15 protein-coding genes and 1 pseudogene are annotated in these 21,983 nt (G+C 42.0%); 10 read left to right on the top strand and 6 right to left on the bottom strand.

The window, feature by feature from the left end; all coding sequences use genetic code 11:
- Nucleotides 1-194: 194 nt before the first annotated feature.
- The 3 genes from rlmD to cysM form a co-directional block, all read right to left on the bottom strand.
- Nucleotides 195-1,736: a 23S rRNA (uracil(1939)-C(5))-methyltransferase RlmD gene (gene rlmD, locus H2245_RS04680; protein WP_182406194.1), complete on the bottom strand. Its 1,542-nt coding sequence runs from the start codon at nt 1,734-1,736 to the stop codon at nt 195-197.
- A 215-nt stretch (nt 1,737-1,951) separates the two neighbouring features.
- The gene (locus tag H2245_RS04685) at nt 1,952-2,767 is read right to left on the bottom strand and encodes a 3'-5' exonuclease (RefSeq protein WP_182406195.1); all 816 of its coding nucleotides are present in this window, start codon (nt 2,765-2,767) and stop codon (nt 1,952-1,954) included.
- 66 nt (nt 2,768-2,833) lie between these two features.
- Nucleotides 2,834-3,778, bottom strand: coding sequence for a cysteine synthase CysM (cysM, locus tag H2245_RS04690; RefSeq protein WP_182406196.1), 945 nt, complete (start codon nt 3,776-3,778; stop codon nt 2,834-2,836).
- A 306-nt stretch (nt 3,779-4,084) separates the two neighbouring features.
- Between cysM and H2245_RS04695 the strand changes: the two genes are divergently transcribed.
- The 9 genes from H2245_RS04695 (at nt 4,085) to tsf (ending at nt 16,742) form a co-directional block, all read left to right on the top strand.
- Nucleotides 4,085-7,834: an ATP-binding protein gene (locus H2245_RS04695; RefSeq protein ID WP_404944656.1), complete on the top strand. Its 3,750-nt coding sequence runs from the start codon at nt 4,085-4,087 to the stop codon at nt 7,832-7,834.
- Between the two features lie 193 nt (nt 7,835-8,027).
- Nucleotides 8,028-8,840, top strand: coding sequence for a crotonase/enoyl-CoA hydratase family protein (locus H2245_RS04700; protein WP_182406197.1), 813 nt, complete (start codon nt 8,028-8,030; stop codon nt 8,838-8,840).
- Nucleotides 8,841-9,078: 238 nt separating this feature from the next.
- Complete coding sequence (locus H2245_RS04705; protein WP_182406198.1) at nt 9,079-10,338, top strand: multidrug effflux MFS transporter; 1,260 nt, start codon at nt 9,079-9,081, stop codon at nt 10,336-10,338.
- A 551-nt stretch (nt 10,339-10,889) separates the two neighbouring features.
- The gene (locus H2245_RS12175; protein ID WP_310734117.1) at nt 10,890-13,100 is read left to right on the top strand and encodes an ATP-binding protein; all 2,211 of its coding nucleotides are present in this window, start codon (nt 10,890-10,892) and stop codon (nt 13,098-13,100) included.
- 20 nt (nt 13,101-13,120) lie between these two features.
- The gene (locus H2245_RS04715; protein ID WP_182406199.1) at nt 13,121-13,483 is read left to right on the top strand and encodes a response regulator; all 363 of its coding nucleotides are present in this window, start codon (nt 13,121-13,123) and stop codon (nt 13,481-13,483) included.
- Nucleotides 13,484-13,530: 47 nt separating this feature from the next.
- Nucleotides 13,531-13,980 carry a chemotaxis protein CheX gene (locus H2245_RS04720; RefSeq protein ID WP_182406200.1) on the top strand — a complete coding sequence of 150 codons (450 nt, stop codon included), beginning with the start codon at nt 13,531-13,533 and terminating at the stop codon, nt 13,978-13,980.
- A gap of 40 nt (nt 13,981-14,020) precedes the next feature.
- Nucleotides 14,021-14,470: a chemotaxis protein CheX gene (locus tag H2245_RS04725; protein ID WP_182406201.1), complete on the top strand. Its 450-nt coding sequence runs from the start codon at nt 14,021-14,023 to the stop codon at nt 14,468-14,470.
- 368 nt (nt 14,471-14,838) lie between these two features.
- On the top strand, nt 14,839-15,648 hold the full coding sequence (rpsB, locus tag H2245_RS04730) for a 30S ribosomal protein S2 (protein WP_182406202.1): 810 nt from the start codon (nt 14,839-14,841) through the stop codon (nt 15,646-15,648).
- A gap of 209 nt (nt 15,649-15,857) precedes the next feature.
- The gene (gene tsf / locus H2245_RS04735) at nt 15,858-16,742 is read left to right on the top strand and encodes a translation elongation factor Ts (RefSeq protein WP_182406203.1); all 885 of its coding nucleotides are present in this window, start codon (nt 15,858-15,860) and stop codon (nt 16,740-16,742) included.
- Between the two features lie 145 nt (nt 16,743-16,887).
- Here the strand turns inward: tsf and H2245_RS04740 are convergent, their stop codons facing one another.
- The 3 genes and pseudogenes from H2245_RS04740 to hflX form a co-directional block, all read right to left on the bottom strand.
- Entirely contained in the window at nt 16,888-17,739 is an 852-nt protein-coding gene (locus H2245_RS04740; protein ID WP_182406265.1) for a lytic transglycosylase domain-containing protein, read from the bottom strand.
- A gap of 363 nt (nt 17,740-18,102) precedes the next feature.
- Nucleotides 18,103-18,728, bottom strand: a pseudogene (locus H2245_RS04745) (LrgB family protein); the annotation flags it as partial.
- A 491-nt stretch (nt 18,729-19,219) separates the two neighbouring features.
- Nucleotides 19,220-20,686 (bottom strand): ribosome rescue GTPase HflX, encoded by a 1,467-nt coding sequence (gene hflX, locus H2245_RS04750; RefSeq protein ID WP_182406204.1) that lies wholly within the window; start codon nt 20,684-20,686, stop codon nt 19,220-19,222.
- Nucleotides 20,687-21,054: 368 nt separating this feature from the next.
- Between hflX and H2245_RS04755 the strand changes: the two genes are divergently transcribed.
- Complete coding sequence (locus H2245_RS04755; protein WP_182406205.1) at nt 21,055-21,870, top strand: 1-acyl-sn-glycerol-3-phosphate acyltransferase; 816 nt, start codon at nt 21,055-21,057, stop codon at nt 21,868-21,870.
- Nucleotides 21,871-21,983 lie beyond the last annotated feature (113 nt).

The following is a 21,983-nucleotide window of genomic DNA, read 5'->3' on the forward strand; positions in this document are numbered from 1 at the left end:
GAAAGAAGTGATAGTTATGGAGGTAATCTAAAAAGATAGTGAGCTTATTAGATGGAAATATACCAACAATAAGATCATTTAAGATAAAGTGTGGTTGAAAAATAATGATAATTTGGATGAAAGATATGAGAAAGAATAATTTAATTTCGCCATAATAATATGATAATTATAGCGAAATTAATTTTTTAATAAATTTATACAGCAATCTTTTCGAAACGAGCAATAGATTCTACATGACCGGTATGGCAGAACATATCCATCACGCCAGCATGAGTTAACCGATAGCCTTGCTCCAGCAATGCCTTGGTATCACGTGCTAGCGTAGCAGGATTACAAGACACATAAACAATACGTTCTGCATTAAACTTAGGCAAGTATTGCATAATTTCCCACGCACCAGAACGCGGTGGATCTATAAGTAGCGCATCAAAACCTTGGTTCGCCCACGGTTTATCCGTACAATCTTGGGTCAAATCTTGGGTGTAAAACTCGGTATTATGTAGACCATTGCGACGGGCGTTTTCCGCAGCGCGTGCGGTCATCGCATCACTGCCTTCAACGCCAACTACTGAACCAGTCTCACCAACCAAACGTGCCATTGGTAAACTAAAGTTACCTAATCCGCTGAATAAATCAAGCACGCGCTCGCCTGCTTTTAGCTCTAGCAAGTCGCAGGCAAGTTTGGTCATTTGGCGATTGACCGATAGATTAACTTGGGTAAAGTCGGTCGGAATAAACTCAAACGTCAAGTCATATTCAGGCAGTTGATAGTACAAGCGACCGAACTGCTGGCTCATATCATCATCAGCGGTGAGAGCAATGCGCACGACACTGTCCGCGCCTTTAGGTTGCAAATAAAGCTGCCAGTTGCGCGCGGCAAAAAAGACTTTGAGTTTCTCAACATCAGCATCTGACAACGGTTCTAAATTGCGTACAATCAGCGCGACAGGCTGGTTGCCATCTGGCAACTCAGGTAAATATTCACCCATTGCCAACTCAAGCTGGGCAATTTTATCACGGCTGTCTAAAGTACTTATTAAGGCTTTTAAGTTTTCAATCTCAAAGCCAATACGCGGGTCAAGAATATGACATTCATTTAACTCAGCTAAAAAGTTGCTGGCACGCTCACGAAAGCCCACCAGCGCGGTTTGTTTTTTAGCCACATAACGCACGCCCAAACGTGCTTTAGTGCGATAGCCTAAACGGTCGCCAACCACGGGCGCAAGCCACGTTTCAGGCTGTACGCCTGCTTGATGCTGCAACATCTCGGCAAGTACCGATTGCTTAAAGGTAATTTGACTCTCTGGCTGCCAGTGTTGCAAATTACAGCCACCGCAAACGCCAAAATGAGGGCAGGGTGGAACGGCACGTTCAGGATTTGGATTGGCGGTAATCGCAACTGCATCACCTTCTTCAAAGCTGGCGCGGCTATTGGTTAATTTAACCTCGACAATTTCACCCGGTAAGGCAAAGCTCACAAACACCTTTTTACCGTGCTTTTCTTCCGCATGACCGTCCGCCACGCCAAAGCCATTGCCATAAACGGCAACGCCGCGCCCATCATGTGATAAGCCATCAATGGTAAAAGAGAGCGGTTCAGCATCTTTTAATCGGCGGCGTACCTTTGGCGAAGGTTTGTTCTTTTTCTTACTGGGCGGAATGGTGATGGTTTGCGCATCGCTATTGTTCGCAGCGGCATTGGGAGTTACAGATGTCTTTGAGTCGGTGGGTTGCATAAACCTGCCTATATAATGAAGGTATTGAAAATGGGGACAATTTTAACATATAAAACGCGTTAGGTATTCGACTGCGTTTCAGTCGTACCAGTAAAAAGACGGCGACTATAGATAAACTATGGTCGCCGTCTTAATAAAATTTTGAAAAGCTGTTTTGATAAATAGTTTTAGACTTATGACCCAGCACTTATCAATCGATACTTATCAATCAATCTTTATAATGCAATCCAATCCGTAAGAAATTCATGATGGCGAACGCTGCCATCATTTTCTGTCATTGCGGTTAAATAATCTCGGGTTTGTACTTGCCACGTGTTAAAGCCTTCTGAAGATAATTTGCCAGTTAAACGTAACCAGCGCAAATAAATCAGCCAGGTATTCATGACATCGCTTTCACAATACACCGTGAGCGTTTCCCATTTATCTTGTTTCACCAAATCACCGACCATACTGCCATCAACATCCGTTTTGCCGGGCAGTCCGTACAAGCTTGCAACCACGTCCATGGATTGGCGTGCACTGGCACCATATTGGCTAAACCTATCCATCAAGTCTAAATGGCGATTGTGATAACGATTGATATAATTGTCATAGCGCATCTTGCTGATATTATCGCCTTCTTCAAATAGTAGCGGCACGCTCAAATCATAAAGCATAGCACGATAAATCAGTACTGGAATATCAAAGCCTGAGCCATTCCAGCTGACCAATTGCGGCAAGTCTTGAAACTCAGTAAAGGCTTTAAAAAACTTACGTAAGATTTCTTTTTCCGATAAATGCTCAGCGCTTAAGGAAAACAGTTTGCTCTCACCGTTTTTGACATAAAAGGCAGAAATACACACGATGCGCTGTAGCGGTACGCGCATAAAATCGCGCCCAGTTTCTTGGATGCGTATTGCTTGCAGCGCAGTAAAGGTATCGGCATCATTTAAATCTGCCAGTTGCGGATAAATACGACGCGCGGCATCAATGTCTGCCACCGTTTCAATATCGAAGACGAGTACCGGATTGTAAGGTAGAGAAGGGGTCATAACCGTATCCTGATTTACCATCTATGAGCGTTAGTTAAATTATACTTTAACAGTTTGGATGTTGTGTTATTCACTGTCATCAACATTATATAAACCCGTTGATAGATAACGGTCACCGCGGTCACAGACGATAAAGGCAATCACAGCATCAGGGTTGGCTTTGGCAATTTGTACTGCTGCCCATGCTGCCGCTCCAGAAGAGACCCCTGCAAATATTCCCTCAGTTTTTGCCAATTTACGCATATAAACTTCTGCAATGTGTTGCTCAATATCCATCACTTCATCGACCAAATCGGCTTCATAAATACCCGGCATATAAGCAGCAGGCCAGCGGCGAATTCCCGCAATTGACGCTTCTTCATCAGGTTGCAAGCCGATGATTTGAATGGCTGGATTTTGTTCTTTTAAATATTGTGATACGCCCGTAATGGTGCCCGTCGTGCCCATCGAGCTGATAAAGTGGGTAATTTTACCACTCGTTTGTTGCCACAATTCAGGACCTGTGGTCAGGTAATGCGCCTGCTTATTATCGGGATTATTGAACTGATCCAGCACCACACCCAAGCCGTCCGCTTGCATTTGTAACGCCAAGTCGCGCGCTACTTCCATGCCTTCGTCAACCTCAATTAACGTTGCGCCATAAGCAATCATTGCATCTTTACGTTCTTGGGTCGAATTGGTTGGCATGAGTAGCGTAATTGGATAACCACGCATTGCCGCCACCATCGCAAGGGCGATCCCAGTATTACCGCTGGTGGCTTCAATTAAAGTGTCACCGGGCTTGATGTCACCGCGCTGCTCAGCCTGATAAATCATATTAAAAGCGGGGCGGTCTTTTACTGAACCGGCTGGGTTGTTTCCTTCTAACTTAGCGAGTAATTGTGCGCCATTGTTAATCTGTTCTTGTTCAGGCAAGCGATGCAATCTCACCAGTGGCGTTTGCCCCACGCAATCAGCAAGGTCAGTAATTTGGGTGATAAAGTTCGCATTTGATATGGTCGTAGACGACATAAGACATCCTTGTTGTTATTTTCGATAAAAGGGTTAAAGCGGCGCTTTATCGGTGGATAAAAAGTGGCATTATTATATCATTTTGTTTTTAGATGCGCTGAAGGCATCCAAAATTATTGTTTAGTAAATTGTTTGTTGAGATTCTAGCTGAGTAGAGATTATTGTGAATATAAGGGTTATAGGTGTTTCTCTATAAAGAATGAATAAAAACATTGCCAGCCTTTAGCATTATAAATGCTGCTAAAATAGCGGAGCATTCATGCTGTCCCAAATTCTCAATGGTATTTACAGGAGTTCATAATTAGCATGGCATATAAAAAACGCTTTGATACCAGTAGTGCCTATGGTCAGTTGATTATCTTGGTATTTTTGCCCATTTGTGTGCTCGCAGCGGTTGGCGGTATCTTGGTGTTTCATGAGACCATGCGCGCCAGTGAGTCGGAACAAGAGGCGTTAGCAGAAGCGGTATTAATTCGTTATAAACCCATGGTCACAGAGCTGATTCCTGAATTGCTTGAGCAAGAACGTGAGCAATTAAAAGACAATGAAAAAACGGCGAAAGAAATCGTTGGTGGTGTAGCATCTGCTAGTCAGACAGCACTTGAAACCAGTATGAAAAATTCGCAATTACCCGTATCGCAAGTGCACTCTGACCATTATATTAGTGCGCGTGGTGGCAGTCTTAGCAGTGCGGTGCTTTCAGAAGAAGCACTAGGCGGAGTAAAAACGCCAACTGCATCGAATGCGATTATTATTGATGAAAACCGCGCTATTGATGCCAATCGTACCAATTCTACGGTCGTCCCTAAAGGCGCAATGGCAACGCTGGTAGCGATTCGCGATAAGCTTAGCCGGATGCAGTCCGAACAGCACGTTCAACGCATTGCTATTGTTAATGAAGACAACCAAGTGCTGGCGACCGTGGGGTATGGTGTCAATGAAGCATGGCCAATTATTGATGCCTCGAAAAATTTTTTAGCACAGCAAGCCACGCCAATCGGTACGGCTTATGGCAGTATTTTAGGCGAGTTTGAAGGGCAGCGCTTATGGCTGCTGGTTGATATGGACAATGAGCCGTTATTTATCGCCCGTTATCGTATCGCAATGGCGCTGATCATTACCGGTTTATTGACGCTACTGATTTTATTACTCAGCTTAAATATTTATGCCAAGCGCTGGATTGCCCCGATTTATGAGCTGCGCTTACAACTGCAACGTACCCATGTCGATAATTTATATAAGCCCATTCCCGTAGAATCGGATGGCGAGCTGAACTTATTACAACAAGATTTGGTCAAGACATTACGTCGTTTGCACTCAAGCTTTCAGGAGTTAAAAGACCACGCTGAACAAAGCGAAGATGACTTGCGGCTGGCATTTGATGAGATGGAAATGCAGAATATCTCCATTCGTAATTCGCGCGATGCGGCGATTTCAACCAGCCAAGCTAAGTCGGCATTTTTAGCCAATATCAGTCATGAATTGCGCACGCCCTTAAACAGCATTGATGGTTTCATTAATTTGCTGGCGCGCCACGGCGAGCTAAATGCAGAACAAGACTTGTACGTGCAGACCATTCGTAAATCTTCCGCGCATTTACTGGCATTAGTCAATGATGTGCTTGATTTTTCTAAAATTGAAGCTGGCAAATTATTACTCGATCGTCATGAATTTGACCTGTATGACACCGTTTATGATGTCGTGGATATGCTCTCGCCGGTGTCGGCAGAAAAAGGATTGCGCGTGGCAGTATTGTTTTATAACGATGTACCAATGCGTATCGTCGGTGATGCACTGCGCCTCAAGCAAATATTGACCAATATTGTCGGTAATGCCATTAAGTTCACTGATACAGGCGACGTGGTGGTGCGTGTTAGCTTAGACGATTATCAAGACAATTATCTAATGATTAGTGTGCAAGACAGTGGAAAGGGTATTTCCGCTGCCGATCAAAAAATGCTGTTCCAAAGCTTTAGTCAAGGCGATCCGTCAATTACTCGTCAGTATGGTGGTAGTGGACTTGGCTTGGTCATCTCCAAACAATTAACACGCTTGATGGGTGGTGATATTGGTTTTTATGACAATGCGCAAGAGAACATTGCCAATCAAGGAGCGACTTTTTGGTTTCGAATGCCAACCCATGTCGACGTACTAGAAGCGGAAACTGGTCAAACTATTGCCCTACCGATATTATCGCCTCTTGCCAGTCCCACCGATGAGTTCCATGTCTTGGTTTGGATAAATCATGCCGCCTCACGGCAAGTGCTCAAAGCAAGTCTACAAAATTTGCCCATTCATTTGACCCAAGCTAACTCCTTACCGGGCGTACTTGAATCGCTAAAAGAGCGCGGCAATTATTGGGATTGGGTGATTGTCGATAATGATACTCAAGATGATATGATGGCACTGCTTAAACAAATTCGCCTGCATTATCAAGGTAAACTGGCGGTCTTTGGGTATCAAGTTGCTGCTGACCAAGCATTACTCAACCGTTATCACGCCAATATTTTATACGAGCCGTTAGACAAGCGCCAACTTTATGCCATGCTCGATACTCAAAAGAAAACCTTGCCTGTACAAAACCAAATGCCGCGTTGGCATGGGGTGACGGTGTTAGCGGTTGACGATCATTTGCCCAATCTATTGGTTTTGGATGCGCTGCTCAGCGAGTTTGGTATCAATGTCATTACGGCTAATAGCGGTTTTGATGCCATTGAGATTATCAGTAAACAACAGACCAAACATCATAAAACCTCTAAAACGACTCAGCAAAGTTTATCTAATAAAACACAAATTTCTAAAGCCGAAGCGCGAGCGCAAGTCAGTAAAACTGCTGCTCATTCTAATGCTAATACTCATAATAACGTAGAGGAAAAAGTCCGCGCTGATGATAAAGATCGCATTGACCTGATATTTATGGACATTCAAATGCCACGCATGTCAGGGCGCGCAGCAGCGGAGCAAATTCGGAATATCGAAAATCCTGACCAGCGTATTCCTATCATTGCTTTAACTGCGCATGGATTGTCAGATGAGCGTGACAAGCTGATTGCCAGTGGTATCGATGATTATGTCGGTAAACCTATTAGTCAGCCACAACTGCTACAAGTGCTGCAAAAATGGCTAAATCGCCCAGCCACGTCTGAGCGCTATGTTTTACATGACTCTTCTTCTAACACTTTGTCTAATTCTTCTTCTAACACTTTGTCTAACTCTGCACCTGATGTGTTGCCTACGACCACTCATACACAAACCTTGTCCCAAACGCAATTATCCACGCAAAATTTACCAGTGGCAGACAGCTTGGCTAAATCGGTTACGGCGCCAAAGCTACTTACCCAAAATATGCTATCCAATTCTGGTGAGAACAACTATCAGAACACCAATGTTCCAACCAGCACCAGAAAACCTGGGATGCGCAAGGATCACAACATATCACGACCGTTATCGCTTAAAAAAATACGCGATAACTATCTGCGTGATAGTCAGCCGCGTGACGACTATCTGCGTGAACCTCAGCGTATCACGCAGCCACGCTATCAAGAGCATTTGCAACAGTCAGAGCCGGACTTAATCACTGAGCAAGTGACACAGTCGCCGGATTATCTACCGTCAGACAGCCGTTTAAACTCCAGTGCGATAGCTGAGCTTGCGATTTTGGATTGGCAAGACGCATTAACCCGTTCAGCAAATAAACCAGATTTAGCGGCTACCTTGGTTATCATGATGCTCGATACTATTGTTAATGAAAAAGAGGCGCTAGCGCAAGCATGGCAAGATCGTGACCGTAGTGAACTTAGTCAAATTGCCCATCGTATTCTAGGGGCGAGTCGTTATACAGGCGTGCCACAACTGCGCCAGGCCAGCCAAGATTTAGAGGATAAATGCTTATTAAACATTCAACATACCACGCCAGCACAGTTTGCCATGCTCAAGCCTTATTATGAAACGTTGCTACTGGCATTGACTAATTTACAAACGCTCGATTTAGACCCTTATCCAGAGTTAGGTTTTCATCGTCTGAGCGAAAATGATATGACATGGAAAATGATTTGATAATAAGCGTTGAGGTTCATTGCAATGCTTAATACGAATGCTAATTGTTGTGGAAAAATGCCATATCTTTACGGTCAGTTATTGATAAGGCAGCACTGATATAAGCCTGATAATATTGAAATCAGCTTTATTATTAATAACTTCTTTTTTATTAATTTATTTCGTATCAATATTTCTGCTATTAAGGACTGTCATGCATGCCATCGCCGCTTATCAATATCAAACCATACAAGTGAGTATTGCCCAAGATACTTTAACCGTGACTTTAAATCGTCCGCATAAAAAAAATGCTATGAGCTTTGAGATGATGCAGGAACTGATTGCTGCTGCTGCAAGAATTACAAAAGATAAAACCTTACGCGCCGTTATCATTCATGGGGCGGATGCGACATTCTGTGCTGGTATTGATTTGGGCGATTTGAATCAAACTAAAAACCAAGCCTATGCTTTATGGGAATTAATAAAGCCGTGTCAAAGCTTATTTCAGCGCGTCTGCTTGGTTTGGCGTGAGGTGCCGATTCCGGTTATCGCTGTGTTAGAAGGGCATTGTATTGGTGCAGGATTGCAGTTGGCATTGGCGTGTGATGTAAGGATTAGTAGCCCTGAGTGTCAATTTTCTATTATGGAAGCGAAATGGGGTTTGGTGCCAGATATGGGCTTGACGCAATCGGCGCTCGGTGTGGTGCGTGTCGATGTGTTAAAAGAGTTAGCAATGAGTGCAAGAGTAATTGATGCGATTGCAGCTGAAAAGTTAGGGCTCATTAGCCATTGTCACGATATGCCTTTAGTGCATGCTCAAGCCCTTGCTGCCGAATTTGCCCAACTCTCGCCCGATGCGGTGCTGGCAAGTAAACGGGTTATTAATGCGATGTATCAGCAATCTGCGATGACCCTTTATCAAGAAAAATTATGGCAAATAAAACTCATGCTCGGACGTAACCGTAAACTTGCGCTCAAAAAAGTTAAGCAAGCAAGTACTGTATTTACGAAACGTCAATTTCACTAGCATGCATCTTTTTAAAATAACTAGCGTTAGATTAAAATCAATCTCCAACCTCATTTTTTATGAATAAGTAAGCGCGGTAGCCTTTATGTGAGGGCTAGTTGCCAAACATTTTACGTTCATTGAAATATTAGCAGACAGTACGATATAACTCTGTCTGCTATTTTTTTGCGTCAAATTAGCAATCACTTGATCTGCTAATAGCCTAACCATAAATAATATAACCCTAATGGTCTAAATTATGTCTGCTCCAAAGTCTAACTTGTCTCATGAGTCTTCCGCTTCAAATCGTGTCCGCTCAGCTGAACTGCCTGTTGCATGGATTATGATGCTGGGGCTGATTGTTGCTGTCGGTCCTTTATCGATTGATATGTACTTACCCGCGCTGCCGTCAATGGCAAAAGATTTTGGCGTATCGACCGCATTTATTGCCAATTCAGTACCTGCTTATTTTATGGGTTTGGTATTTGGGCAGTTAGTGTATGGACCATTGAGCGACCGTATTGGACGCGTAAAGCCATTATATTTTGGGATGACGTTGTATATCATTGCATCAGTGATTTGTGCCACGACTAATAATGAGTATGTACTTTTTGTCGGACGCACGTTCCAAGCGCTCGGTGCCTGCGTCGGAGCAGTGGTCACACGGGCTGCAATTCGGGATCGTCTCACCGCTAGGCAGACTGCAAAAGCCTTTTCTATCATGATATTGGTTATGGGCTTAGCGCCGATATTAGCGCCTTCATTGGGGGCATTGTTTTTACAGTTTTTTAGCTGGCATTCTATATTTTGGTTTTTAGCCGCTTTTGGTGCACTGAACTTAGTCCTAACCAGACTTTTCTTTTTTGAAACGTTAAGTGAAGAAAATCGTAACGTCCGTCCCGCTAAGGAAGTGTTCAGTCAGTATTGGGACTTATTAAAAGATCCTACCTTTAATTATCCAGCGATTGGTGGTGGTTTACTGATGGGCGCAATGTTCGTTTATATCAGCGCGGCTTCCGAATTAATTATGGACACTTACGGTATCTCATCAACCCATTTTGGATGGATTTTTGGATTGAATGCGGCAGGATTTGTAGGCTTAACCCAGCTTAATCAATGGTTAACCAACCATTTTCGTATTCTCAGCATATTACGCTTTGGTGCGATGATGCAGGTTATTGCCTCAGCTGGGTTGTTTATTTTAGGCATTAGTTTTGGCATTGAGGCATGGCTACCACTTGTCTTGGCCTGTATCTTCTTTTGTATTGCAGGTCTTGGATTGACGCAACCGAATTCCTCCGCTATTGCGCTTGCTTTTCAAAAACATCGTGCTGGTATGGCAAGTGCGCTTCAAGGCTCACTCATGTTTTCTGTAGGCATTTTTGGCGGGCTGCTGCTTAACCTCTTTCCAGTCAATCCCGTGCTTAAACTTGGTATTACCATGTTTCTGCTGATGAGCCTCGGCTGTCTGCTAATTTGGCGCATTGATCGGAATTTAGACCTTGATAATGCTGAATAATAAGCTTAGTTGAATAAAATACGATTTTAAACGGTACCACTCATCGATAAACGGTAAAATAGTGGAACTTTGTCGTTGCTTTTATAAAACTACTTGAGTATTATGAAAAGTAAAATTATGTATCAATTGTATAGTAATTATATTTTTATGTGTCTAGCATCTATTAAACAAGTATTTATCATCTAAGTGGATTATTAACACCATAATAAGAGTTTTTTGACATTTAAATATCTGTTATTTCTCGCTTTTTTTAAATTTTTTTCTATTTAGTGCTCATTTATCAATAATTTGTTACTCCTGCAAGATTATCGATCCACCATATATTTGCGTGCACCACTCATAAGATGCACCAAAAAAAACCAAATTTTATTCTACTTTAAATGCACAGCAGCGATGACGTTACTGTGCTCTTGCTATGACCAGTATTACTATAGATTGGCAAAATATTTCTGCTATGAGTTGTAATTTTAACTTTATTAAATAGCTGTGTTTGCCTCTCTTTATAGAATCTACCCTCATTTTTATTCTCTGATTGAACAAGGAAGTTAATTGTGTCTGCACCATTAGGGTCAAATTTAGAAATTTCCAAAAATAGATATACGGCAATTATTGTCTCTGTCGTTATTTTCTTGCTATTAACCTCAGGGGTTCTATTTACCAGTATTTATAACTCACTTAAAATTCGTGATTTACGTGCAGGTACAACATTAAGTGCCAACTTGCGCAGTGATATTCCTCGCCTCACGCAAGAGGTATACCTTCTAAATACCATGCGCGACCAAAATCAGCTTGCATCAGAGCTTGAGGTGCAAACCAATAAAGTTAATCAGTTGACTCAATCGATTGATAATGAAGTAAAGACACTCGTCGATGGTGGTAAGGTAAAAGTTCGGGATGAGGAAGATGTCTTTACGCCTTTGACCCAAACAGACCAGGTCGAATATTCACAAAAAACCTTAGCTCTATGGACGCCTTATAAGGAGGCAGCATTAAAATTTGTTAATGCTGATGCTGCTTTAGATCCTAGCACGTTGGAAAACGAGTTTGGGGATGCAAGCCAGGGGATTTATGATAACGCAACGGGTTTGACTGACAGCCTAAGTCATGAAAATGGACAACGAGCAGGTTTCTTAAGAAACTTGCAGATTTTTGGTATCACGTTTGCGATTATTTATTTCATTGTTTTCGTACTGTATTTTGTTCGCCGATTAAAAGCTTCAGATAAAGAGCTGATTAGTGCGCGCCGTGAAACGCAAGAAATTATGGAAACAGTTAATACTGGTCTATTCTTGCTAGATAAAGATTTAAATATTGGTCAGCAATACTCTACCGCTTTAACCAAAATTATTGGCTCTAATCGTTTGGGCGGCGAGAACTTTGCCAGTGTACTTCGTGGTCGTATTTCTGATAAAGATCTTAATACCACGCGTCAGTTTATCGAACAGCTATATAATCCACGCGTAAAAGAAAAATTGGTCGATTCTTTAAACCCTTTACATAAAGTGATGCTTCATGACATCTCTGGCGCACAAGCGTCTGATAGCCGTTATTTAGACTTTAAATTTTCACGTGTTTATGAAGATAAAGAGATTGCACGTATTTTGGTAAACGTCAGTGACGTATCAGATGCCGTGTATTTAGAACAGCGCTTAGAGAAAGAAAGCGCGCAAAACGACATGCAGATTGAGATGTTGACCACGATTTTGAACGTTAACCCAAAAATTATTAATGAGTTTATTGGTAATACTAAGCTGCATATCGATAAGATGAACAATATCTTAAAGAACCCAGGTAGCTCGCAATATGAGCTTGAAAGCAAACTCAACGCCATTTATCGTGAGATGCATAGTTTGAAAGGGGAGGCATCCGCGCTTAAATTGCATAGTTTTACTACTATCGCGTCAGATGCTGAAGACAAGCTAAACGCTCTACAAAATCAAGGCAAGCTTGCAGGTAACGACTTCTTGCCGCTGACTGTACATTTGGATGAGCTACTTAGCTTATCAAATACTATTGATACCTTAGGTCAACGTATTAACCAAGGATCTATGGCTAACATCAGTACTCCAATCCCTACAGAAAAACCGGTACCAGCTGTTGGACACGAGTGGGATACTATAAACACTGGTAATCGTAACGCTCTGAATACTAATAATCTATTAGATGACGTAAACATCAGTTTTGGGGAAGAAAAAGAAACTGATTCAGACAGTCATTTATTACCTTATTACCAAGATTTTGCCGCGCAAATTGCTGAGCGTCAAGGCAAGCAAGTGAAGCTTAACTTAGAATCAGTCGCACAGGTAAGTATTCCTACTCATCTGAAAAAAGCGGTTAAAGATATCAGTATTCAACTCCTGCGTAACGCCGTCGTTCATGGTATTGAAGACGTTCATACTCGTACCGCGGCAGGAAAACCTGCTACTGGTGTCATTGACTTACAAATGAAAAATGATGGGCAAAACTTTATCATGATCCTACAGGATGATGGACAGGGCATCGATTTCGAGAGTATTCGCAACAAATTAGTAGCTATGGGACGCATTGATGCCCAAAGTGCACCGCAGCTTGAACGTAATGAGCTATTGAAATATTTATTTTCATCTGGCTTCTCAACCAAAGATACGGCTGATGAAGATGGCGGTCGTGGTGTTGGATTAGATATTATCAAAGCTCAAGTGCAAGAATATGACGGTAAGCTTAATGTAAATAGTGAATTTGGTAAGATGACCCGTTTTGTCATCACTTTGCCTGCTGCTTAATTAAGGACAATAAAAAAGCTATGTATAAATTAATGATTGTTGATGATTCAAATATTATTCGTAACCGTATTCAGCGCGCTTATGATTCAGGAAAATTCATGTTAGTTGCTACAGCGACCAGTGGTGTGCAAGCGATTGAAAAATTCAATGTACATCGCCCTGATGTCATCACTATGGATTTGACCATGCCACAAATGGATGGACTAGAATGCATTGAGCGAATCATCGCCTTAGACCCTGATGTTCGTATCTTAGTGGTATCAGCATTATCTGATAAAGCCACTGGTATTCAAGCCTTATCTTTAGGTGCCAGTGGATTTTTATGTAAACCTTTTTCGGCAGAAGAGCTGGCAGAGTCTTTATATGAATTGATGCAGGACTAATCTGGGCGGATGCCTTAAGCTGACACTTAATGAAAGAATAAAAAACTATGAAAGAACAAAAACTACAGATTTTCTTGAACATTGTTACCAATTATTTTAATCAATTCGGTGGTGAAGAGCTGGTCGTTGATACTCCTTACTTGTTAGAGAATCAGCAGCCTAAAGTCCATGATTATACCGGTGTGATTGGGATATCAGGAGTTCAAAAAGGCGTGGTCTATTTCTCAGCAACACGTGAGATATTATCTCGTATTCTTGACAGTATGGGCGAACCTGATAAGAGTGAAGATAATTTTGTTGACTTGGTTGGCGAAGTGGCTAATACCATTGCGGGCAATGCACGCAATGAGTTTGGTGCAAGCTTCCATATCTCGGTACCCTTTGTCTTTAAAGGCTCACCGCAAAGCATTATTTTACCAAAAGATGAGCGCTCTTTTATTATTCCCGTTACTTGGTATGGTCAAGTTGGGGAGATTGTGGTTTGTCTACAGAACTAAACCGCATCCGCCTAGACAATAAGTATGGACAAGAAATATTATGGTAAATGTAGAGAAATTAGGTGTGTTCTTGACCTCGATTAGCTCGTTTTTCTCGCAAATTGATAATACAAAAGTGGTAATTGATACGCCTTATTTAAATAATAATAGAAGTGCAATTGGCTTTGATTATAGTGGTGTGATCAAAATATCAGGGCCGTTAGAGGGCTGTGTTTATGTGAGCGCGCCAAGTACCTTGCTGCGAGAATTACTCAAGGTAATGGGTGAACCTGATTCATCCTTAAGCATGATGAAGGACTTATTGGGTGAAATGGCAAATACCATTTCAGGCAATGCGCGTACAGAGTTTGGTGCCGACTTTATTATTACCCCGCCAAAGGTTGTAGAGGGCGTACCCGGGTTGTCTTACTTACCAAAAGAGCGGCAAAGCTACATCACGCCTTTCACTTGGCGTGGTTATCAGGCTATGATTGGTATCTGTATCGCCTGAATTTAATAATTTATTGATAAAAAAGCGGCGTTAATACGGCGCTTTTTTTATGCTCAGCTGTTTTTGCCATCACTTTATAGTTTTAAATGTCCTGCTATAACACTAACAAATGGCTGGAGCTTAACGGTCATTATATGGTAAAATATAGCGCGACCATTTTAGAGTGTGCTTTCATACACTAACTATGGCTCAATTTAAATCAACCAATGACACACACATCATGGTAAAAAATTGCTGGGTGTTTGGTGACTTGATTAATTTGCATGATTAGTTACGCTTTTTTAAGTGTTTATCCTATGCAAATGCGTGTCACTAAATAGGCAGTTTTTGTGATGTGGAGGCATAACCCAACCAACAGGACATATCTAATGGCTACAAAGAATCCAACAAAAATCGAGATGCGTGACTTACTACAAGCTGGCGCTCACTTTGGTCACCAAACTCGCTTTTGGAATCCAAAAATGGGACCGTACATCTTTGGTGCGCGTAACAAAATTCATATCATTAACCTAGAGCATACTGTAAAAGCTTTCAATGAAGCGCTTACTTATGTGAACAGCTTGGCAAGTAAGAAAAACAAAGTATTATTTGTTGGTACCAAACGCGCAGCAAGCGGCGTTATCCGTGAGCAAGCAGCACGTGCTGGTATGCCTTATGTTGACCATCGCTGGTTGGGTGGTATGTTGACTAACTGGAAAACCCTTCGCCAATCAATCAATCGTCTAAAAGAGCTTGAAAAACAAGCAGAAGACGGTACATTTGCGAAGCTAACCAAACGTGAAGCGCTAGAGCGTACTCGCGATATGGAAAAGCTTGAGCGTTCATTGGGCGGTATCAAAGACATGGGCGGTCTACCTGACGCAATCTTCGTAGTAGACGTGGATCATGAAGCGATTGCTATCAAAGAAGCTAAAAATCTAGGTATCCCAGTTATCGGTATTGTTGATACCAACTCTAGCCCAGATAACGTTGATTACATCATCCCAGCAAACGATGATGCTATCCGTGCTGTGACTTTGTACGTAACTTCTATGGCTGATGCAATCATCGCCGGTAAAGAATACGCGCAAACTCAAGCTGGTGGTAAAGCTGAACAAGCACAAGATGCAGAGCAAGCGCCTGCTGTTGAAGAAACGGCTGACGCTCAAACTGAAGAAGCGGCAACTCCAGCAGAATAAATTGCTGACTGATATAGTTTAACGTTGTAATGATGGATGTCTTGATAGATTATCAATGAGCCACCATATAACGTGACTAACAGTATATATGTTAACAATAGGCATGATGTAGTATTACTCATCATGCCTTATTGTTAAGACGCTACACAGAATTTAAGTGCGTTTAGATATCCTGCACTCCCATACATAACAATAGTAAGGTAACTCTTATGTCAGAAGTAAAAGTATCTGCCAAAATGGTAAAAGAATTGCGCGACCGTACTGGTCTTGGCATGATGGAATGTAAAAAAGCGTTAGAAGAGTCAAATGGTGATGTTGAAACTGCCATTGATAACCTACGTAAATCAGGTCAAGCGAAAGCCGCTAAAAAAGCCGGTAACATCGCAGCTGACGGCGCTATCATTATCGCTCAAGGCGATAATAAAGCCTTCTTATTAGAAGTAAACTGCCAAACTGATTTCGTTGCAAAAGACGAAAACTTCACTGCATTTGCAGAAACAGTAGCGAATATTGCATTAGAAAATAATGTGACTGACGTAGCCGCTATCGCTGAATTGCCATATGGCAACGGTCAGACTGTTGAAGAAGCTCGCGTATCTTTGGTACAAAAAATCGGTGAAAACATTCAAGTACGCCGCGTTGAAGTACTTGAAGGTAGTAATCTTGCATCATACCGTCATGGTCTACGCATTGGTGTTGTTGTGTCTTTTGAAGGTGGCAATGCAGAAACTGGCAAAAGCCTTGCTATGCACATCGCAGCATTCAACCCTGTAGCTGTAGATGATAACGACGTTGCTGCTGACGTATTGGCGCGCGAAAAAGACATCATCGAAGCCAAAGCACGTGAATCTGGTAAGCCTGACAACATCGTTGAAAAAATGATCGAAGGCGGTCTACGTAAATACCTAGACGAAGTAACTTTACTACGTCAGCCATACGTCATGGACAATGAGAAAAAAGTTGGTGACGTACTAAAAGCTGAAGGCGTAAAAGTACTTAGCTTTAAACGTTTAGAAGTTGGCGAAGGCATCGAGAAAAAACAAGAAGATTTTGCTGCTGAAGTTGCCGCAGCCCAAGCAGCTGCTAATCAGTAATTGCTAGGTTGAGAATTGGATTTAGTTAAATGCTATTAAGTTAAGTAATACCTAATTTGATAGTTCTTAGCTAAATATTGATATAAAAAAGCCCGCTATATGATAACGGGCTTTTTTATATCAATGATAAATCTATTAGATAGTGTTAGCGTAATGCAGCATACGCAGAATTAGAGTAACTGGCACGACCGCTACTATTACTATTACTATTATTATTGGTACCATAACTGACTCTAACCGCGCCACCATCGTTAGATGCTTGTGCCGGAATATTATTCGCATTCATGCCACCATTGCCAAATAGGCTAGCATCATTTTTATACAGACTATTATATCGACTCATGACTGATTTAACGTAATTGCGGGTTTCTTTAAACGGTGGAATGCCGTTGTATTTATCGACATTACCTTCACCAGCATTATAACCAGCTACTGCATATTCCACTCTATTATTAAAGCGGCGCATCAGCCAAGCTAAATATTTAGCAGAACCTTCGATATTCTCAGAAGGGTTCCAAGCATTACTGACTTTAAAGCGTCGTGCGGTCGCTGGCATGAGCTGCATCAGCCCTTGCGCCCCTACAGGAGAGCGTGCATTTGGGTTAAATGAAGACTCAGTATGCATCATTGCTTTTAGCAGCGCGGGGTCTATACCATGACGCTGGGCTGAATCACGAATGTAGCTGTCATAAGCATTGCGGCTATTACTATTACTTGTGGTGCTGCTGCCATAAATTTGATTACTGATATTATCAGTATAGGTGTTACTACTATTATCGTTACGATAATACGTTTCTCTGACTTTTTTATTGTACTTGTCAAATTTACCACTAGGCTGGACATTAGTCAGTAATACTTGACCACGCTTATCTTTATAAATAGCCACACTGGCAGCTTGAGCGGTGGTAACTGTGGTTAATGCAAGGGTAGATAGGGTGAGTGTAGTAAGTAGAGCAGAGGGCAGCCGACGGCTAAAAAAAGTGGTAACATTCATCATATAGATATCACTTGTTATCGAATAATAGTAACGTGCCGCGCCAATCATGACAGTGTATAGCAGGGCAATACGTTTACCGTAATTGTCAGTATGCATATAAATTACTGACAAAACTTACGAAAGACAATTGTAATGGATACAAAAGATAATAGCTGCTTACTATAGCATAAAATAACTTTTTGCCCTATTTTGTTACTTGAAAAGCCTATGAAAACCAAGATTGATTTGTAAAAAGGTGAAACAAATCAAAATCCTAGCGATTAGTATAGTAAGAGTTAGGTGTTCAAGACTTGCATTTTGAGATATTTAATTGGTGCGTTAGGCGCACTAGAATAACCAATAAATATAAAGAATCCAATCTATTTAAATACCAAAAGTGCTAACAAATATAGGTATCCATATTGCTGTAAGTAGACCATTTACAGCAAATTCAAACGCTGCATAGCGTCCCGCCGTATGACTGATTTGCCATGCCTCAACCGTACCAAAACGTGAGCGGTGAGCCCTAATGCCAACCCTTTAGCGCGGTCGTCTTTGACATTACGGAATAGTACGGGCGCAAAGGTTGCACCGATAAGACCGGACACAATAATGATAAGGTTAGCGAATGCTAAAGGTACTTTGATGAGGCTAGCAACACTTAAGCCAATTGGCGTACTAACTGAGCGTGTTGCAAACGCCAGTAACGTGTCATGGCTGAGTGAGAACAGATACGCCAGTCCCATCGGTAATAAAGCACCACCCACGCTGGCTATGACCACAATAATAATCAGCTGCTTGATCGGTAATCCTTTAAAATCCATAGCCGCCAACAATAATACCAGTAACACTGTCACATAACCCAGTGAGTTGTCAAAAACGGGTTTTGCTACACTATAATAGTGGTTGTAATCCCATCGAAAAATGAATAGGAAAAGAACGCCCAGCGCCATTGCGGTAATGACCATCGGCAGTCACGGCACGCGCTTTGCTAGGATACGGGCAAAAATGAAAAGCCACTGTCGACCAATAAAGTATTACTCGCTCGAGTCAGCCAACTTGGCAACCCTGTAAGCATGCGCCAGCTCATTAAAATGATAAACATCACCACCACATTTGCAGCTTTTTTAATGCCAAACTAATCACAAACGATGACCGCTGATTCGCGTACCACGATGACAATCATTAAGGTGAGAAGAATATCAAGCTACAAAGGGAGGCGAGAGGATTAAATCGGCTTCATAAATAGTTAATCCTTGCCAAATTGACAATCGATTGAAGATGGAAGTAGAACTAAGGAATGTGAGGAGGTTAGTCAAGTAAAGATAGCCATACTTGCTAATACCATATGCTGACAGGGCCATACAGTTATAAACTTTACAGTGCTTTCAGAGTCGTAATTAGTGCTAAAAAATTGTATGAAAAAAGGTCTGATGGTATCCACTATGAAAAATAATGAAAACCGTCAGACCTTTAATTAAATCTAAGCTATTACGAAGCGTTATACAGACGGATTAACAGACTTAGAATCAGCGTTTTCTACTAAATAACCTTCTTCAGCAAGATAGCCATCTTCCGTTAATATCTCTTCTGTTACGAGCTCTGTGCCAGCATCAGCCTTTTCTTCAACGCTATCTGGTTGCTCAAACGGCTCTAAAATAGGCATTACTAAGGTTGCTTGTGCCAATGGCAACACATCAAGTGGGGATAAATCTGCTTGACCAAGTAATTGCTTGAGTCTGTCACTTGGCAGTCGAATAGTTAAGCGCTCATGCCCTGTATCATCATAGCTTTCTTCTAAAATTACACCCAGCTCATACAAGGAATTTTTAAGCTGACCTGCGGTATAAGGTAGGGTTAAATCAAAGGTAGTCAACGTGCCAGTAAGCAGCTGTTGCACCGCTAAAGACAACTCTTCCATACCGAGATTTTCTCTAGAAGACACATAAACTCGGCTGGGCTGACCTTCGCTTGCATAGCTAATATGAGCCGGCTCATTGGTCAAGTCGATTTTATTATACACATTGAGCACAGGCACATGATTGTCAATCTCAGCCAACACATCTTTGACCGCTTGAATCTGCTCATGCATATCATCGCTGGCAGAGTCAATCACGTGCAACAGCAAATCTGCCTCTAAGGTTTCTTCGAGCGTTGCGTGAAACGACTCAACCAATTCATGAGGTAAGTGGCGCACGAAACCAACCGTATCCACCAATACCACACGACCAACGCCTTGCCAATCTAAGCGGCGCAGGGTAGGATCTAGAGTCGCAAATAATTTGTCCGCAGCATAAATATTTTCATCAACCAAGCGATTAAATAACGTTGATTTACCAGCATTGGTATAACCGATTAATGAGATGGTGGGTACGTCTGACTTTTGACGGCGGGCACGACCTTGTGCGCGTGTCTGTCTGACCTTTTCAATACGCGATTTTAGCTGAGTAACTCGAACTTGTAGTAGGCGGCGATCCGTCTCAAGCTGTGTTTCACCGGGTCCACGCAGACCGATACCACCTTTTTGACGTTCTAAATGCGTCCAACCGCGTACCAAGCGCGTTGATAAATGATTCAGCTGAGCAAGCTCGACCTGCAGTTTACCTTCATAAGTACGGGCACGCTGGGCGAAAATATCTAAAATCAAACCCGTGCGGTCAAGAACGCGGCACTGCACAAGTGATTCTAAGTTACGCTCTTGTGATGGCGATAAGCTGTGATTAAATAGCACGATATCTGCCTCATGTTCTCGCACCAATTCAGCGATTTCTTCTGCCTTACCGCTGCCCACAAAGTATCTGGCATCCGGTCGTTGTCGTGATCCGGTAACCAATGCTAATGGGTTCGCACCCGCTGAGTCTGCCAATAACTCAAACTCGTTCAAGTCATCAGGATCTTGTATCTGGCGGATGTCCAAATGTACCAATATGGCGCGCTCGCCACCTTCATGTCTTACAAAATATTCCAAAGAGTATCACCTATAAATAAAGTAAATAAATCGCTACTACTTATACAAAGGCATATCAAAGTAGCGTTCAGATAACCCTTAATATGCGGTCTTATCACTTGATATTAAAGCGTTTGTAAGTAATTAATAAGGGTTTTATGTTACAGTTTTTATCCTAGGATGTTTTATCTCTTCTTTATTTATTTAATCCCATTTGGCTTAAAACAGGCGCACCAGTCTTAAGCTAGATAGCGATATTTTCGAGCTGCGTAGAGTTAAAGTTAACACCAAATAGACTTCATGCATTGAGTGAACAATTCATCACTGACTCATAAAACTTTGCTATACTTAAATCGTTTTTTACCGTTATTCATACATGAGGAACACAGATGAGCCAATCAAAGTCAGGCTTTTCAGTCAGAAAAAACTTAGGTCGTGGTAAGCAAATCGCTGGTATGACTACCACGATTGCAGGTGGCATGCGTACCGCTCAGCGTATTGGCGCTTTTCGCGAGCCACCGCGGGAAAAGCTACCGCGCTATATTCAAACCTTTTGTCGCAAAATGGCAGGTTCCTTTGGTGTGCAGGTGGTGCAGGTTGAGCCGGTGCCTCAGCATCATGGCTTATGGGTCTCGAATCATGTGTCGTGGATGGATATTCCTGTCGTAGGTAGTGTCAGTCCAGCGTTTTTTTTATCAAAAGCAGAGATTGGCGATTGGCCAATTTTTGGTAAATTGGTTCACGCTGCTGGCACGGTGTTTATTAAGCGTGGTTCAGGTGATGTGAGCTCGGTCACCTCCCAAATCGCCAGCTTTTTAAATGAAGGGTTTTCGGTTATATTTTTTCCAGAAGCGACTACCACGGATGGCAAAAAAATTAGACGCATTCATGGTACTTTGTTACAAGCTGCTATTGATGCGTGCGTACCTATTCAGCCAGTAGTGTTGTGTTACGTGAATAAAGACGGCACGTTAAGTGAAGAGTTGCCCTATTTTGGTAAAATGACCATGAAGGACAGTATAAAACGTGTGCTTGATAGTAAAGGTGTGACTGCTTATGTCCTACCGCTGTCTCCACTCGATCCGAATGGCTATAACAAAAGCCAGCTGACCAATATGTTACAGCAGCAGATGCAAGAAGGTCTAGCAGAGCTCCATGCACGTGTATTACGTACCTCCTCTGAGGGTACGGCAACTGTTTTATAAGTAATTACATTCTATATTAGTGTTATAAAAAAGGCGTTAATCTCGATGATTAACGCCTTTTTTGACTTTAGTACTAGAATGCATTTTTACCTTTATAAAAATCGAATATACGC

This window comes from Psychrobacter sp. GP33, assembly GCF_014119005.1.
Classification (GTDB): Bacteria; Pseudomonadota; Gammaproteobacteria; order Pseudomonadales; family Moraxellaceae; genus Psychrobacter.